This is a genomic window from Pseudomonas sp. Soil_N_39 (assembly GCF_057655955.1).
This window is the reverse complement of sequence record NZ_JBDGLI010000009.1, coordinates 253,440-268,780: the sequence shown is the minus strand read 5'-3', so window position 1 is coordinate 268,780 and position 15,341 is coordinate 253,440. Positions and strand designations below refer to the sequence as shown.

Sequence of the window (15,341 nt, the reverse complement as noted above, 5' to 3'; positions counted from 1 at the left end):
CTTCAGGTAAGTGAGAGCCCCGGTCAGTTTAGATTTACCGGGACTCCCACACGGGCTGACCATCTCATTAACGCTTTGCCCCACCACTCGGCACCTCGCCTAGGCTCGGTGTGCCCGAACGCAAGCATTGCTCCGTGGGCCGCCGCGAAGGGCCATCCATGGCCCAGCGCGGCTATCCCGGCATCCATGCCGGGATACCCACTGCGCAATGCCTGCGTTCGGCCAGCGTGGTTTAACGGGGCGTCGAGATCAAAAAGCCAAAGCAAGAGCAAGAGCGGGACACATGCCAGTCTATGTGGCTGAGCCACCGCAATCGCGAGCAAGCTCGCTCCCACATTGGATATTCAGCAGACACAAAATCCATGTGCATCCCGCCCCCCCTGTGGGAGCGAGCTTGCTCGCGATGAGGCCGGCCCATCCAACATCACCGCAAACTGACCCACCGCCTTCGCGAGCAAGCCCGCTCCCACAGGAGAAATACGGTCTCACCAAGAACCAGATCGGCTGTCAGGCCGCCTCGTGGTGGACGTTGATCTCGGCGCCCCGTTAACCACGCTGGCTGAACGAAGGTGTTGCGCAGTGGCAACCCGGCTTCGCTTACTTTTGCGCTCTTCAAAAGTGAGCCGCTGTAAGAGCGAAACCCTAAGTGACCGTTACCGAAGAAATGGATATACCACCATCTCCGAAAAAACGAAGCCCCAAAAAAACGGCGCTTCCCATTTCTGAAGAAGCGCCGTTTTTTCTAACTGAACAGCATCACAACCAAGTTTGAAAAAGCATCAAGCAATTAGAAACGCTTGATATCCGCCTGACTCTCCAACTGCTTGCGATAGGCCGCAAAGTCCTGCTGACCCACACGGGACGCAAGGTAGCGACGATATTCTGCTTTCTCTTCGTCAGTCGGTGCCGCTGCTTCGTTCACGCCATTCAGACGCACGACCACCAGGCTGCCGTCAGGCAAAGTCACACTACTGAACGTCGGCTTGTCCTTGGACTCAGGCTTGGGCATGCGGAACAGCGCTTGCAGCACCGCCGGGTCGATGCCTTCCTGGTTGCGGGTGGCCGCCTCGGTGGCTTTCCAGCCCTGGCCGTCGACCGGTTTGTCCAGTGCCGTCTTGCCGTCGCGCAGGCTGGCGATCAGCTCGTCGGCGCGAGTCTTGGCCGCTGCGCTGGCGTGTTCCTTGGCCAATTGAGCGCGAATGGGCCCGGACACCTTGTCCAGCGGCAGTTGCTCAGGCTTGCGGTGCTCCTTGGCACGCAGCACCACGACGGTTTCCGGGTCCAGCTCGATGGCAGTGCTGTTGGCACCTTCATCCAGCACTTCCGGACTGAACGCCGCTGTGACCACGGCACGATTGGCCGCAATTCCTTCGCCGCCTTCCCGACCGAACGGGGCCGATGTGTGGACGGTCAGCTTCAGGTCCTGAGCCGGTTGCGCCAGGTCGGACGCTTCGAACGAGGCATCCTCCAGTTGCTTGCTCGCCTCCACGAAACGCTGCTCCACCTGCTGAGTCTTCAGCTCGCGAGTCAGCTTGTCCTTGAGACTGGCAAAGGTCGGCACTTCAGGCGCTTCAACACCCAGCAGCTTGATCAGGTGCAGACCGAAGTCGGTGCGGACCGGTGCCGAGACCTGATCCTTGCTCAAGGCGTACAAGGCCTTTTCGAATTCCGGATCGTAGACGCCCGGGCCGGCATAACCGAGATCACCACCGTTGTTCGCCGAACCCGGATCCTGGGAAAACTCCTTCGCCAGGGCCTCAAACGACTCGCCTTTGGCCAGGCGAGCCTGGATCTCTTCAATCTTCGCCTTGGCCTGGGCTTCGGTCACCTTGTCGTTCACTTCGATCAAGATGTGCGCAGCGCGACGCTGTTCGGACAGGTTGGCGATTTCTTTCTGATAGGCCGCTTGCAGGTCTTCGTCCTTGACGCTGACCTGATCAAAGAAAGAGGCTTTCTTCAGCTCGAGGTAATCGATGACCACCTGGTCAGGCGTCATGAATTCCTTGGCGTGTTGGTCGTAGTAAGCCTTGACCTCGTCATCGGTCAGCTTCACCGACGCAGGATCGGCCTTGATGTTCAAGGTGGCGAAATCACGGGTCTGCTTTTCCAGGCGGGCGAATGCCAACACTTGGGCATCGGTGACAAAACCGCTGCCCGCCAGGCCTGCGCGCAACTGACCGATCAGCATTTCCTGAGCCAGCATCTGGCGGAATTGCATACGGCTGTAACCCAGCTGGCGGATCACTTGATCGAAACGCTCAGCGCTGAATTTGCCATCGACCTGGAACTCAGGCGTTTGCAGGATTACTTGATCGAGCGCAGCTTCGGAGAAAGCGAATTTCGCATCGTGTGCACCTTGCAGCAACAACTTGCGGTCGATCAGGCCCTTGAGCGCCGAATCGCGCAGCATTTTTTCGTCCAGCAGGGAGGCGTCGAAATCCTTGCCCAACTGTTGCATGAGCTGACGGCGTTGCATGTCGACCGCCTGGCTCAGCTCGTTCTGGCTGATTTTTTCGCCGTTGACCTTGGCCGCGTCATTGCTATTGGTGGTGGCTTGAAAAATGGCATCGAAACCGGTCAACGCCATCAATGCGACGATGACCCCGATGATGGTCTTGGCAATCCAGCCTTGTGAATTGTCCCTGATATTCTGCAGCATGCGTCCCCCAGAAACGGTTGAACTTCAAATTTAGGCAACCGTGGAGCGTGGGTAGAATCCGGATAGAAGAAAGGCGCATCCGAGGATGCGCCTTCTCGTAACTGGCGGAGCGGACCGGGCTCGAACCTGCAAGCCCTGGCGTGCCAGACCGGTTGCAACCGGCCGTATTACCGCTCCGCTGCCAAGCCAGGCATGACCCCGACCCGGATAAACTCAACGAAACCTTAGTTAACGGCTTCTTTCAGTGCTTTACCAGCTTTGAAGCCTGGCTTTTTGGCAGCAGCGATTTCCAGCGTCTTACCGGTCTGCGGGTTGCGACCGATACGAGCAGGACGATCGGTCACGGAGAAGGTGCCGAAACCAACCAGAACAACGGAGTCGCCAGCCTTGAGAGCGCCAGTGACGGATTCGATTACAGCGTCCAGCGCACGGCCAGCAGCAGCTTTCGGGATATCAGCGGATGCAGCGATAGCATCAATCAGTTCCGACTTGTTCACTCTAAGTCCCCTTATATCTATTTGAGATGATTCTAAGTTTTTTTGGTGAAAGCAAAAACGAGTGCTGAATGGCCTGCAGACACTTAAGAGCCGCTTTATAACAAGGGCTCTAAAAAACTGTCAAGGAAGGCCCCCCAGGCAAATGCGTATTAATGCGTGCTAATTCTTTCCTTAGAGTCAGACTCTCGCTTTTCTTCCTTCGCGACAATCTCCGGAGCCACATCCGGCAAGGGCTCCGGCGCGTATTGCAGCGCAATTTGCAGGACCTCGTCAATCCATTTAACCGGTTTGATCTGAAGATCTTGCTTGATGTTGTCAGGAATTTCCTTCAGATCGCGGACATTCTCTTCGGGAATGATCACGATCTTGATCCCGCCACGGTGTGCCGCCAGCAGTTTTTCCTTCAAGCCGCCGATCGCCAGGACCTGGCCGCGCAGCGTGATTTCACCCGTCATGGCGACGTCGGCGCGCACTGGGATACTGGTCAACGCCGAGACCAGGGCCGTGCACATGCCTACACCGGCGCTTGGGCCGTCCTTGGGCGTAGCCCCTTCGGGCATGTGGATATGCGTGTCACGCTTCTCATGGAAGTCCAGGGGAATGCCCAGGCTCCGGGCGCGGCTGCGCACCACCGTCAGCGCCGCGGTGATCGATTCGACCATCACGTCGCCCAGGGAACCGGTCTTGATCAGTTGACCCTTACCCGGTACCACGGCCGCTTCGATGGTGAGCAACTCACCACCGACCTGAGTCCACGCCAGGCCAGTCACCTGGCCGATCTGGTCCTGCTGCTCGGCCAGGCCGTAGCGGAACTTGCGCACGCCCAGAAAGTGCTCCAGCAGGTCCGCAGTGACCTTGACCGCGAAGCGTTTTTCCAGCGCATGTTCCTTGACCGCCTTGCGGCAGACCTTGGCAATCTGCCGCTCCAGGCCCCGCACACCAGCTTCGCGGGTGTAGTAGCGGATGATGTCGCGAATCGCTTCCTCGTCGAATTCCAGTTCGCCTTTTTTCAGGCCGTTGGCCTGGATCTGCTTGGGCGAAAGGTACTTCACGGCGATGTTGATCTTCTCGTCTTCGGTGTAGCCCGGCAGACGAATCACCTCCATCCGATCCAGCAATGCCGGCGGAATGTTCATGGAGTTGGAGGTGCAGAGGAACATCACGTCCGACAGGTCGTAGTCGACCTCCAGGTAGTGATCGTTGAAGTTGTGATTCTGCTCAGGATCGAGCACTTCGAGCAACGCAGAGGCGGGATCGCCGCGCATGTCGCTGCCCATCTTGTCGATTTCGTCCAAAAGGAACAGCGGATTGCGCACGCCGACTTTTGTCATCTTTTGAATCAATCTTCCCGGCATCGAACCGATATAGGTCCGGCGATGACCACGAATTTCCGCTTCGTCGCGCACACCACCCAAGGCCATGCGTACGAATTTGCGGTTGGTCGCGTGGGCAATCGACTCCGCAAGGGAGGTTTTACCAACCCCGGGAGGACCGACCAGGCAAAGGACCGGACCGCGAATCTTTTTCACACGCTTCTGCACGGCGAGGTACTCAAGGATGCGTTCCTTGACCTCTTCCAGACCGTAATGGTCGGCGTCGAGGATGTCTTCGGCGCGTGCCAGGTCCAGACGCACCTTGCTCTGGGCCTTCCACGGCACCTGGACCAGCCAGTCGATGTAGGAGCGCACAACGGTGGCTTCGGCAGACATCGGCGACATTTGCTTGAGCTTGTTCAACTCAGCCTGGGCCTTGGCCAAGGCGTCCTTGGGCAAGCCGGCGGCATCGATGCGCTTTTTCAGCTCCTCGATTTCGTTGTGGCCCTCGTCGCCATCGCCCAACTCTTTCTGAATGGCCTTCATCTGCTCATTCAGGTAGTACTCGCGCTGGCTGCGCTCCATCTGCTTCTTGACGCGACCGCGAATGCGTTTTTCGACCTGCAACAGGTCGATTTCGCCGTCGAGCAACGCCAGCACGTGCTCGACACGGGCCGACAGATCGATGATCTCGAGAATTTCCTGCTTCTGCTCGATCTTGAGGGCCATGTGGGCCGCCATCGTATCGACCAGCCGCCCAGGCTCGTCGATGCTGTTAAGCGACGACAGGACCTCTGCAGGCACCTTCTTGCCCAACTGCACGTATTGTTCGAACTGTGACAGCAGGCTGCGGACAAACACCTCTGATTCACGCTCGGGCGCATCGACTTCTTCGATCAGCGACACTTCGGCCCGGCAATGGCCGTCCACTTCGCTGAAACGTTCAACAGTACCGCGCTGCTCGCCTTCGACCAGGACCTTGACGGTACCGTCGGGCAACTTGAGCAATTGCAGAACCGTTGCAATCGTACCTACGCGATACAGTGCGTCTTCGCCGGGATCATCGTCGGCTGGATTTCTCTGAGCCAGCAGAAGAATCTGCTTGTCACCCGTCATCGCAGCCTCGAGGGCTTCGATGGACTTCTCGCGCCCCACGAACAGCGGGATAACCATGTGCGGATACACCACGACATCGCGCAATGGCAGGAGAGGCAATTCGATGGTTGTCTTCATGATTTCGCCTCTACGGCGGCCCTAGGGCCGGAAACAGATGGAAGTAAGCTTGAAACCAAGATGGGGGCAGCCTTGAAAAAAAACAAGCGCTAAGACACGTCTAAAACACGCTAAAAGCAAAGGGGCCCGAAGGCCCCTTCTTTGTTCCGGCAGCAGGACGCTTATGCGTCCGGAGCGGCCTTGGCAGCCGGCTCACTGTTTTCATAGATATACAGTGGCTTGGACTTGCCTTCTATAACGCTTTCATCGATCACGACTTTACTCACCTCGGACTGCGAGGGGATTTCATACATCGTGTCGAGCAATACGCCTTCGAGAATCGAGCGCAAACCACGGGCACCGGTCTTACGCTCCAGGGCACGTTTAGCGACAGATTTCAGCGCGTCGGAACGGAATTCCAGGTCTACACCTTCCATTTCGAACAGCTTGGCATACTGCTTGGTCAGGGCGTTTTTCGGCTCGGTCAGAATCTGCATCAACGCCGCTTCATCCAACTCGTCCAGCGTCGCCAGGACCGGCAGACGACCGACGAATTCCGGGATCAGACCGAACTTGACCAAATCGTCAGGTTCGACTTCACGCAGGGACTCACCGACCTTCTTGCCCTCTTCCTTGCTGCGCACTTCGGCGTTGAAACCAATGCCACCACGGGTGGAACGGTTTTGAATAACCTTTTCCAGGCCGGAAAACGCACCACCGCAGATGAACAGGATGTTACGGGTGTCGACCTGCAGGAATTCCTGCTGCGGATGCTTGCGACCACCTTGGGGTGGAACGGAAGCGACCGTGCCTTCGATCAACTTGAGCAAGGCCTGCTGCACGCCCTCACCGGAAACATCCCGGGTGATGGACGGGTTGTCGGACTTGCGGGAAATCTTGTCGATTTCGTCGATGTAGACAATGCCCATCTGGGCTTTTTCCACATCGTAGTCGCACTTCTGCAACAACTTCTGAATGATGTTCTCGACGTCTTCACCTACATAACCCGCCTCGGTGAGGGTGGTTGCGTCGGCGATGGTGAACGGAACGTTCAGCAAACGGGCCAGGGTTTCGGCAAGCAGGGTCTTACCCGAGCCTGTCGGGCCGATCAGCAGAATGTTGCTCTTGCCGAGTTCGACCTCGTCATTCTTTTTGTCACGCTGGTTCAGGCGCTTGTAGTGGTTGTATACCGCTACGGCCAGTACCTTTTTTGCACGTTCCTGACCAATCACATACTGATCAAGGATGCCGCTGATTTCTTTAGGCGAAGGCAATTTATGCGCGCTGCTCTCGGCCTGGGCTTCCTGCACCTCCTCGCGGATGATGTCATTGCACAGGTCGACGCACTCGTCGCAAATGAAGACCGAGGGGCCGGCAATCAATTTGCGCACTTCATGCTGGCTTTTGCCACAGAAGGAGCAATAAAGCAGTTTGCCGTTGTCCTCGCCGTTGCGGGTGTCAGTCATTCGATCGATCCAAATCCGATAGGCTTGCAACACAAGATGAAGGCAATTGCGGGCTTTTTCAAGCCCGCAGGCGGCCGGTCATCCCAACCACCTGCATTTTGAGCGGCTTAGGCAGGCATTTGACGCTTGTTGATCACCGAGTCGATCAGGCCATATTCGGCTGCACGCTCGGCGCTCATGAAGTTGTCACGCTCGGTGTCGCGCTCAATGGTTTCGAGGCTTTGGCCGGTGTGATGGGCCAACAACGAATTCAGGCGCGAACGAATGTGGAGGATTTCCTTGGCATGGATGTCAATGTCCGACGCCTGGCCCTGGAAGCCGCCCAATGGCTGGTGAATCATCATCCGCGAGTTAGGCAGGCAGTGGCGCTTGCCCGCTGCGCCGCCGGCGAGCAGGAAGGCACCCATGCTGCAGGCCTGGCCGATGCAGATGGTGGAAACGTCAGGCTTGATGAACTGCATGGTGTCGTAGATCGACATGCCCGCAGTCACCGAACCGCCAGGTGAGTTGATGTACAGATGGATATCCTTGTCCGGGTTTTCCGCTTCAAGGAACAACAGTTGCGCCGCGACCAGGTTGGCCATGTAGTCTTCGACGGGGCCGATCAGGAAGATGACGCGTTCCTTGAGCAGACGCGAGTAGATGTCATAGGCACGTTCGCCGCGGGCGGACTGCTCGATAACCATCGGGACCAGGCCGCCTGCGGCCTGGATGTCAGAGCTCTGCTGATAAAAAGAATTGCGGGACATGTCTCGCAGTCACTCCCAAATAGTTATGTCTTGAATACGCATAAGCCAGCACGAAGGCTGGCTTATGGGTGTTTATTTCTTACCGCAGAACCATCAATCGGCTTGTGGAGCTTCCACCGGCTTGACCGCTTCTTCGTAAGAGACCGCTTTATCGGTCACGCTAGCTTTCTGCAGAACAGTATCCACAACTTGTTCTTCCAGCACAACCGAACGGACTTCGTTCAGTTGCTGGTCGTTCTTGTAGTACCAGGACACGACTTGCTCAGGCTCTTGATAGGCCGAGGCCATTTCCTGGATCAGCTCGCGAACGCGGGCTTCGTCAGGCTTGAGCTCGAACTGCTTGACCACTTCGGCAACGATCAGGCCCAGCACGACGCGGCGCTTGGCTTGCTCTTCGAACAGCTCGGCAGGCAGCTGGTCCGGCTTGATGTTGCCGCCAAACTGTTGAACAGCCTGCACACGCAGACGGTTCACTTCGTTGTCCAGCAAAGCCTTTGGCACTTCGATCGGGTTGGAGGCCAGCAGACCGTCCATGACCTGGTTCTTGACCTTGGACTTGATGGCCTGGCGCAGCTCACGCTCCATGTTCTTGCGAACTTCGGCGCGGAAACCTTCCAGACCGGTTTCCTTGATGCCGAACTGGGCGAAGAACTCTTCGTTCAGCTCAGGCAGTTTCGGCTCGGAAACGCTGTTGACGGTTACGGTGAACTCGGCGGCTTTGCCAGCCAGGTCCAGGTTCTGGTAGTCCTCAGGGAAGGTCACGTTCAGAACGCGCTCTTCACCGGCCTTGGCGCCAACCAGGCCATCTTCGAAACCAGGAATCATGCGACCGGAGCCCAACACCAGCTGGGTGGCCTTGGCAGAACCGCCAGCGAACACTTCGCCGTCGACCTTGCCGACGAAATCGATGTTCAGCTGATCTTCGTTCTGGGCAGCACGCTCGGTCACTTCGAAACGGGTGTTCTGCTTGCGCAGGATGTCCAGCATCTTGTCCAGGTCGGCATCCGACACGTCAGCGCTAAGGCGCTCGACGGCGATGGATTCGAAACCGGCAACCGTGAACTCAGGGAACACTTCGAACGTGGCGACGAACTCCAGGTCCTTGCCTTTTTCCAGCACTTTAGGCTCGACGGACGGGGCGCCGGCCGGGTTCAGCTTCTGCTCGACGACCGCTTCGTAGAACGAAGACTGGATCACATCGCCCACGGCTTCCTGACGCGCATCAGCTTCGTAACGCTGACGGATCACGCTCATTGGCACTTTGCCTGGGCGGAAACCTGGGATTTTGGCCTTTTGGGCAGTCTGCTGCAGACGCTTGTTGACCTGAGTCTCGATACGCTCAGCCGGCACGGTGATGCTCATGCGGCGCTCAAGAGCAGAAGTATTTTCAACAGAAACTTGCATGGATATTCCTCGTTGCACAGACGTTGGCCGGGCGTTTCCGACCCCAGAATCAAGGGCATGCATTCTAGTAGGTCAAACTCAAGAAGTCACCCTACTGAAAACGCGCTGGAAACAGGCGCCGGATTTAGGACGGGGCAAACGGTCATGCCCCACCCGGATTGCAAATACAGTCGATTCAATCCAAGGCTCTGCGCCAACGCTTCTATATATAGAAGCGACTTGTCCGGTCGCGCAGCGCCCCGTCCCACAAGGAGACCGACGGGCATGCCGCGCATCATCACGAAACACATTCGCGACGAACCGACCGCAGCGCACAACCACAAAAACAGTGCCGACGCCAAACACAGAACCATTGAAAACAAAAACGGCGCAGCCCTTTTCAGGTACTGCGCCGTTTTCTGCTATTTAAATAGCGACTTGTATGGTGCGGACGGAGAGACTCGAACTCTCACACCTTGCGGCGCTGGAACCTAAATCCAGTGTGTCTACCAATTCCACCACATCCGCGTATCAAGCTTTTAAAGCAAAGGCGCCAGATTGTTAGATCTGGCGCCTCTCTAGAATATGGGGTGGACGATGGGGATCGAACCCACGACAACGGGAGTCACAATCCCGTGCTCTACCAACTGAGCTACGCCCACCATATTGCCTTGTTGCCTTACTTGTGCCAAAGCTGCCTAATTGGCGCACCCGGCAGGACTCGAACCTGCGACCATCCGCTTAGAAGGCGGATGCTCTATCCAGCTGAGCTACGGGCGCCTTTTTAATCTGTATTCTTGGACGATTACAAACTAAGTGCTTTCAGTTTTGCCGAGTTGAAACAACCAACTCCGCTCCACCTTCTTAACCAGTGCTAGGCTGTGCCCGACAAGTGCGACGAATGTTATAGACGGCCTGATAGGTCGTCAACTCTTTTTTAAAAAAAATTCATTTAATTAAAGGGGTTAGGGGAATTTGCAGACCAAGCGCCTTTGCCCTCACGCCCCGGCATGCGAGAATGCGTTCTCTTTTTTTCCCCTCTCGATGGTTAACCACGCGCAATGACTGCACAACTTATCGACGGCAAATCGATCGCCGCCAGCCTGCGCCAGCAGATCGCCCAACGAGTCACCGAGCGCCGCCAGCAAGGCCTGCGTACGCCCGGCCTTGCGGTGATCCTGGTCGGCAGCGATCCTGCCTCTCAGGTTTATGTCTCGCACAAGCGTAAAGACTGTGAAGAGGTCGGCTTCCTTTCCCAGGCCTACGACCTGCCTTCCGAAACCACCCAGCAAGCGTTGGCCGATCTGATCGATCGCCTGAACGACGATCCGAACATCGACGGTGTTCTGCTCCAGTTGCCGCTGCCTGAACACCTCGACGCCTCCAAGCTGCTGGAGCGCATCCGCCCGGACAAAGACGTCGACGGTTTCCATCCTTATAACGTCGGCCGCCTGGCCCAGCGTATCCCACTGCTTCGCCCCTGCACCCCCAAAGGCATCATGACCTTGCTGGAAAGCACTGGCGTGGACCTGTATGGCCTCGATGCCGTGGTGGTAGGGGCGTCCAACATTGTTGGCCGTCCGATGGCCATGGAACTGCTGCTGGCCGGCTGCACCGTGACCGTGACCCATCGTTTCACCAAGGACCTGGCCGGCCATGTCGGCCGTGCCGACCTGGTGGTGGTGGCCGCCGGCAAACCCGGCTTGGTCAGGGGCGAGTGGATCAAGGAAGGCGCCATCGTCATCGACGTGGGCATCAATCGCCAGGACGACGGCAAGCTGGTGGGTGACGTGGTCTACGAGACCGCCCTGCCCCGCGCCGGCTGGATCACCCCGGTCCCCGGCGGCGTCGGCCCGATGACCCGCGCCTGCCTGCTGGAAAACACGTTGTACGCGGCCGAGACGCTGCATAGCTGATAGACGCGCTAACAAAGACCCTGTGGGAGCGAGCGTGCTCGCGATAGCGGTGGACCGGCCAACATCCAGTTGACTGACACACCGCTATCGCGAGCAAGCTCGCTCCCACAGGTGTTTCTGGGGCCCGGACTTTAGCCGCCAGGGATCGAGCGCGTACGCGGAGCACGCAAATTACGAATTTTTCAGATTCGATTCGCCAGAATCCTCCTTCATTAAACTTTATTTATTCACAAGCCTTGGCGATACAGGCATATAGCGCTGCTGTCGCCCATACTCCTAGAATGCGACGTTTTTTTAAAAGTCGTTGCTCAACGGCACCTTCAACTCCATCGAGTCTACTCGCGTGAAAATCCGCCTTTCGATCATTAGCCTGTTCTTCGCTTTCACAGGCCCTTTTATCACGCAAAATGCCGTTGCCCAGGAAACCATCGCAGCGCCTCGGGATACGGCCAAGCTGCAAGTTGCCTCGGGCAGCGCGATGCTGTTGGACCTGCAGACGGATAAAGTCGTTTATTCGAGCAACCCGGACGTGGTGGTGCCCATCGCTTCGGTGACCAAGCTGATGACCGGCCTGATCGTGCTGGATGCCAAACAGAACCTGGATGAATACATTTCCATCACCATCGCCAACACCCCGGAGATGAAGGGGGTGTTTTCCCGGGTCAAGCTCAACAGCGAACTGTCGCGCCGGGACGTGCTGTTGATCGCCCTGATGTCTTCGGAAAACCGCGCCGCCGCTAGCCTTGCCCACCACTATCCGGGCGGCTACGCAGCGTTCATTGCCGCGATGAACGCGAAGGCCAAGGCGCTGGGCATGACCAGCACGCATTACGTCGAACCCACGGGCCTGTCGATCCACAACGTCTCCACCGCCCGGGACCTGACCAAACTGCTGATCGCCGCCCGCAAGTACCCACTGCTGAGCGAACTGAGTACGACCAAGGAAAAGACCGTTACCTTCCGCAAGCCCGTATATAGCCTGGGGTTCCGTAATACCGATCACCTGGTCCACAAGGCTAACTGGGACATCCAACTGACCAAGACCGGTTTCACCAACCAGGCCGGACACTGCCTGGTGCTGGTGACGAAGATGGGTAATCGCCCGATGGCGCTGGTGATCCTCGACGCCTTTGGCAAGTACACGCACTTCGCCGATGCCAGCCGGATTCGTAGCTGGGTGGAAACCGGAAAAAGCGCCGCCGTGCCGGCGGTGGCCCTGCAATACAAGGCTGCCAAGAATCTCAAGAGCCGCCAGAGTGGTGTGGTGGAGGCCTCCAAGTAAGCCGCGCGTTGTAATGCTGTTCACTTAGAAAAAGCGGCGCTTCTTTTTGGGAGCGCCGTTTTTTTTGCTTGGATTTTGAGTTTTGGGTGTATATCCGTTTCTTCGGTAACGGCTACTTAGGGTTCCGCCCTGACGGCGGGTCAATTTCGAAAAGCCCGGAAGCCGGCTCTTTCAAAAGTGACCCGCTGTAAGAGCGGAACCATAAGCCGCCGTTACGCAAAAAACGGATATACACACCAAACCACGCGTCTATCTACGGCTTCAGGTCACCCAGCGGATCATAAGACTTGGGCTTGCCCTCATCCTTCTTCTCGTCCAGAGGCGCCTTGGCCGGCCCTACCGGATCGACCTGGGGATCCTCAAGGTCCGGCGAATCCGGATCGAACCCCAGGTCATCACCGCTGGAATGCTCCGATGAATGTGGCCCCGTAGGTGTTTTCGACTGTGCCATGCGTGCCTCCTCCAATCACGGTCGGAAAATGCCCCAACCCTGACAATAAGAGCCCCAGGACTGCCGGGTCGTGCCCGCCAAGTGACGAACGGGCCGATCAATCAATGCGCAGCGCCCAGGGCCCTGGTGGCCCGCGCCGCAGCTTGCTCCTGCCCTGCCCCGCCCAGATCAGCCGCCGCTTTCAACCAACGCTGTGAATCGACATTGGCGGGAAGCTGCGTGGGTCGCTGCACAAGCACCGCCCAGCCGCCCGCACTCTGAAAGGCCGATTCGAAGGCACTGAAGCTCATCAACTGCCGCGGGTTCATGCCGGCACGCAGCAATACCGTCTGCTTCTGACGGTTGTAGCCGGCGAGAATCCCATACCGAGGCTCGGCCCAGAACGCCGAACCGTCGATATAGCGCACCAGCACCGGATAGCCCGCCGCGACCTGCTCCAACAGCGCAGGCAGCTTGGCGTCGAGGGGATACACCAGCAGTCCATACTCGCGCGCCAGGGTGGACATATTCTGCTGCAAACCGGCTTCGCCACCCGGTAGGTGCAACGGTTTTTCCAGCAACCCCGGAGTGATCACGGTGCCTTGCAACGTCAACAGAGCGGCCAGGGACTGCGGGGCTCCCTGGTGCATTTCACCACGGTAGAACGGGACGCTGTTGAGCTCCACCCGCTCGGGCAGGCGCTGGATCTGCGGCGATACGCTGCCCGCGCAACCCGCCAGGGCGACGAGGCAGGACGCCGCCAGTACCAGTGATCGAAACGATAAAATGACCGGCGACATAACGACTCTCTTGTTCAGGCACCCGGCATCCAGGCCAGGCTCGGGTCGACGATCATAAGGTGCGCCCAGCCCTGGGTATAGCCATAACCCTCGTTTTACGACGGCAATAGAACGAACCGATCCGAACCCAAGCGCCACAGATCGATTAGCTGCAACACTTGAGCGACTAGACTGTCCATTGTACTGAGTGCGATATCCCGGACCGGGATAGAAGGAGGCACAATGAGCCTGACGACGACAATCCTGATGCTGGTATTCGGCTGGCTGAGCGTAGCCACGGCCATGCTGTGGGGAGTGCTCCGAATCGCCCGGCGCCATCATCACGCGCCACCAGCGCCATCGGAAAAAGCCACCAAACCTGCCCGGCGCCACGCCGCCGCACACTGACTGCTCACTTTCACACCTATATTTCTCAAATCCAAAAAAAAGCCACCCGGGCCTGGACCCGGGTGGCTTCTGTCTGCCTGGAATCAGGCGTTGTCGGGCAGCGTCTTTTCCCTGGCTCGACGGGACAACATGTTCAACACCTCGATCGCCGCCGAGAACGCCATGGCCGCGTAGATATAGCCCTTGGGCACATGGGCGCCGAAGCCTTCGGCGATCAGCGTCATGCCGATCATGATCAGGAAGCCCAGGGCCAGCATGACCACCGTCGGGTTGTCATTGATGAACTTGGCCAGCGGTTCGGCCGCCAACAGCATCACCAGCACCGAAACGACGACTGCGATGATCATGATCGGCAGATGCTCGGTCATGCCCACGGCCGTGATGATGCTGTCGATGGAAAATACCAGGTCCAACATCAGGATCTGACCGATGGCCGCGGCGAAGCCCAGGGTCACGCCGGACGTGGCCGACTTGGGATCATTCGGCGCCGGGTCCATGCTGTGGTGGATTTCAGTGGTCGCTTTCCACAGCAAGAACAGGCCACCGGCGATCAGGATCATGTCCTTCCAGGAGAACGCCTGGCCGAGGATTTCGATGACCGGCTCGGTCAACTGCACAATGAAGGCAATGGTGCTCAACAAGCCCAGGCGCAGGATCAACGCCATGCCGATACCGATCCGCCGCGCCTTGGCACGATGTTGTACGGGCAGCTTGTTGGTCAAAATCGAAATGAAGATCAGGTTATCGATGCCAAGCACGATTTCCATCACGACCAGAGTCGCCAGGGCGATCCACGCGGTGGGGCTGGCGGCGAGCTGTAAAAGATAATCCATGGGTCAGTCCTGACTGATGTGACGCGTTAGATGGTTTTGGTAGGGGTTTGGGTTTCGTCAGCTTTGTCCGACGGTTCTTTCTTCGGGCTGATCAAGCCGCCAGTGGCTTCGCTGATCGCCTGTTCGGCGGCCTTGTGGGTATCGTCGATGGCCTGCTTGGCGGTTTCCGCAGCCTGCCCCATCAGTTGCTGGGCACTTTTTTCAGCCTGCTCACAGCCCGCCAGTGTCAGTGCAGACATGACCAACAGGGACGCAAGCCCGAAGGATTTGTATGTCATGAAATAAATGCCTCTTGAGAAATAGAAGGAGCACGAAAGTGGCCCACCAATGGCGAGGCATTCTAGAGAGGCGAATACTTCAGGAAAATTCGTATTTTCAGCGGTTATACTTCGGTTTTTACGAAGCCATGTGATG

Annotated in this window: 14 protein-coding genes and 3 tRNA genes; 4 read left to right on the top strand and 13 right to left on the bottom strand. The window is 57.7% G+C overall.

What is annotated here, in order from left to right; genetic code table 11:
* The first annotated feature begins 110 nt into the window (after positions 1 to 110).
* Positions 111 to 236: a hypothetical protein gene (locus AC3A5O_RS15870; RefSeq protein WP_487753428.1), complete on the top strand. Its 126-nt coding sequence runs from the start codon at positions 111 to 113 to the stop codon at positions 234 to 236.
* A 551-nt stretch (positions 237 to 787) separates the two neighbouring features.
* Here the strand turns inward: AC3A5O_RS15870 and AC3A5O_RS15865 are convergent.
* The 9 genes from AC3A5O_RS15865 to AC3A5O_RS15825 form a co-directional block, all read right to left on the bottom strand.
* Complete coding sequence (locus tag AC3A5O_RS15865; RefSeq protein WP_305470404.1) at positions 788 to 2,659, bottom strand: SurA N-terminal domain-containing protein; 1,872 nt, start codon at positions 2,657 to 2,659, stop codon at positions 788 to 790.
* A 224-nt stretch (positions 2,660 to 2,883) separates the two neighbouring features.
* Positions 2,884 to 3,156, bottom strand: coding sequence for an HU family DNA-binding protein (locus AC3A5O_RS15860; protein ID WP_002552737.1), 273 nt, complete (start codon positions 3,154 to 3,156; stop codon positions 2,884 to 2,886).
* A 149-nt stretch (positions 3,157 to 3,305) separates the two neighbouring features.
* Positions 3,306 to 5,702, bottom strand: a complete 2,397-nt coding sequence (gene lon / locus AC3A5O_RS15855) for an endopeptidase La (RefSeq protein WP_122568034.1) — start codon at positions 5,700 to 5,702, stop codon at positions 3,306 to 3,308.
* A gap of 161 nt (positions 5,703 to 5,863) precedes the next feature.
* Positions 5,864 to 7,147 (bottom strand): ATP-dependent Clp protease ATP-binding subunit ClpX, encoded by a 1,284-nt coding sequence (clpX, locus tag AC3A5O_RS15850; protein ID WP_024778305.1) that lies wholly within the window; start codon positions 7,145 to 7,147, stop codon positions 5,864 to 5,866.
* Between the two features lie 107 nt (positions 7,148 to 7,254).
* The gene (gene clpP, locus AC3A5O_RS15845) at positions 7,255 to 7,896 is read right to left on the bottom strand and encodes an ATP-dependent Clp endopeptidase proteolytic subunit ClpP (protein ID WP_003183177.1); all 642 of its coding nucleotides are present in this window, start codon (positions 7,894 to 7,896) and stop codon (positions 7,255 to 7,257) included.
* A 93-nt stretch (positions 7,897 to 7,989) separates the two neighbouring features.
* Positions 7,990 to 9,300 (bottom strand): trigger factor, encoded by a 1,311-nt coding sequence (tig, locus tag AC3A5O_RS15840; RefSeq protein WP_122568033.1) that lies wholly within the window; start codon positions 9,298 to 9,300, stop codon positions 7,990 to 7,992.
* Between the two features lie 422 nt (positions 9,301 to 9,722).
* Positions 9,723 to 9,807 (bottom strand) — tRNA-Leu (locus AC3A5O_RS15835).
* 58 nt (positions 9,808 to 9,865) lie between these two features.
* Positions 9,866 to 9,941 (bottom strand) — tRNA-His (locus tag AC3A5O_RS15830).
* A 41-nt stretch (positions 9,942 to 9,982) separates the two neighbouring features.
* Positions 9,983 to 10,059 (bottom strand) — tRNA-Arg (locus tag AC3A5O_RS15825).
* Positions 10,060 to 10,340: 281 nt separating this feature from the next.
* On the opposite strand from AC3A5O_RS15825, the gene folD reads away from it, so the two are divergent.
* Positions 10,341 to 11,195 carry a bifunctional methylenetetrahydrofolate dehydrogenase/methenyltetrahydrofolate cyclohydrolase FolD gene (gene folD, locus AC3A5O_RS15820; RefSeq protein WP_053120836.1) on the top strand — a complete coding sequence of 285 codons (855 nt, stop codon included), beginning with the start codon at positions 10,341 to 10,343 and terminating at the stop codon, positions 11,193 to 11,195.
* A 343-nt stretch (positions 11,196 to 11,538) separates the two neighbouring features.
* On the top strand, positions 11,539 to 12,477 hold the full coding sequence (gene pbpG / locus AC3A5O_RS15815; RefSeq protein WP_122568404.1) for a D-alanyl-D-alanine endopeptidase: 939 nt from the start codon (positions 11,539 to 11,541) through the stop codon (positions 12,475 to 12,477).
* 253 nt (positions 12,478 to 12,730) lie between these two features.
* Here the strand turns inward: pbpG and AC3A5O_RS15810 are convergent, their stop codons facing one another.
* Together AC3A5O_RS15810 and AC3A5O_RS15805 are read right to left on the bottom strand one after the other, a co-directional pair.
* Complete coding sequence (locus AC3A5O_RS15810) at positions 12,731 to 12,928, bottom strand: DUF6021 family protein (RefSeq protein ID WP_122568032.1); 198 nt, start codon at positions 12,926 to 12,928, stop codon at positions 12,731 to 12,733.
* Between the two features lie 101 nt (positions 12,929 to 13,029).
* Positions 13,030 to 13,707: a peptidase C39 family protein gene (locus AC3A5O_RS15805; RefSeq protein ID WP_487753426.1), complete on the bottom strand. Its 678-nt coding sequence runs from the start codon at positions 13,705 to 13,707 to the stop codon at positions 13,030 to 13,032.
* A 222-nt stretch (positions 13,708 to 13,929) separates the two neighbouring features.
* Here AC3A5O_RS15805 and AC3A5O_RS15800 point away from each other — a divergent pair, with 222 nt between their 5' ends.
* Positions 13,930 to 14,094: a hypothetical protein gene (locus AC3A5O_RS15800; protein WP_163006831.1), complete on the top strand. Its 165-nt coding sequence runs from the start codon at positions 13,930 to 13,932 to the stop codon at positions 14,092 to 14,094.
* An 83-nt stretch (positions 14,095 to 14,177) separates the two neighbouring features.
* Here the strand turns inward: AC3A5O_RS15800 and AC3A5O_RS15795 are convergent, their stop codons facing one another.
* Positions 14,178 to 14,927 carry a TerC family protein gene (locus AC3A5O_RS15795; RefSeq protein WP_122568030.1) on the bottom strand — a complete coding sequence of 250 codons (750 nt, stop codon included), beginning with the start codon at positions 14,925 to 14,927 and terminating at the stop codon, positions 14,178 to 14,180.
* A gap of 26 nt (positions 14,928 to 14,953) precedes the next feature.
* On the bottom strand, positions 14,954 to 15,205 hold the full coding sequence (locus tag AC3A5O_RS15790) for a hypothetical protein (RefSeq protein ID WP_305470400.1): 252 nt from the start codon (positions 15,203 to 15,205) through the stop codon (positions 14,954 to 14,956).
* Between the last annotated feature and the right edge of the window lie 136 nt (positions 15,206 to 15,341).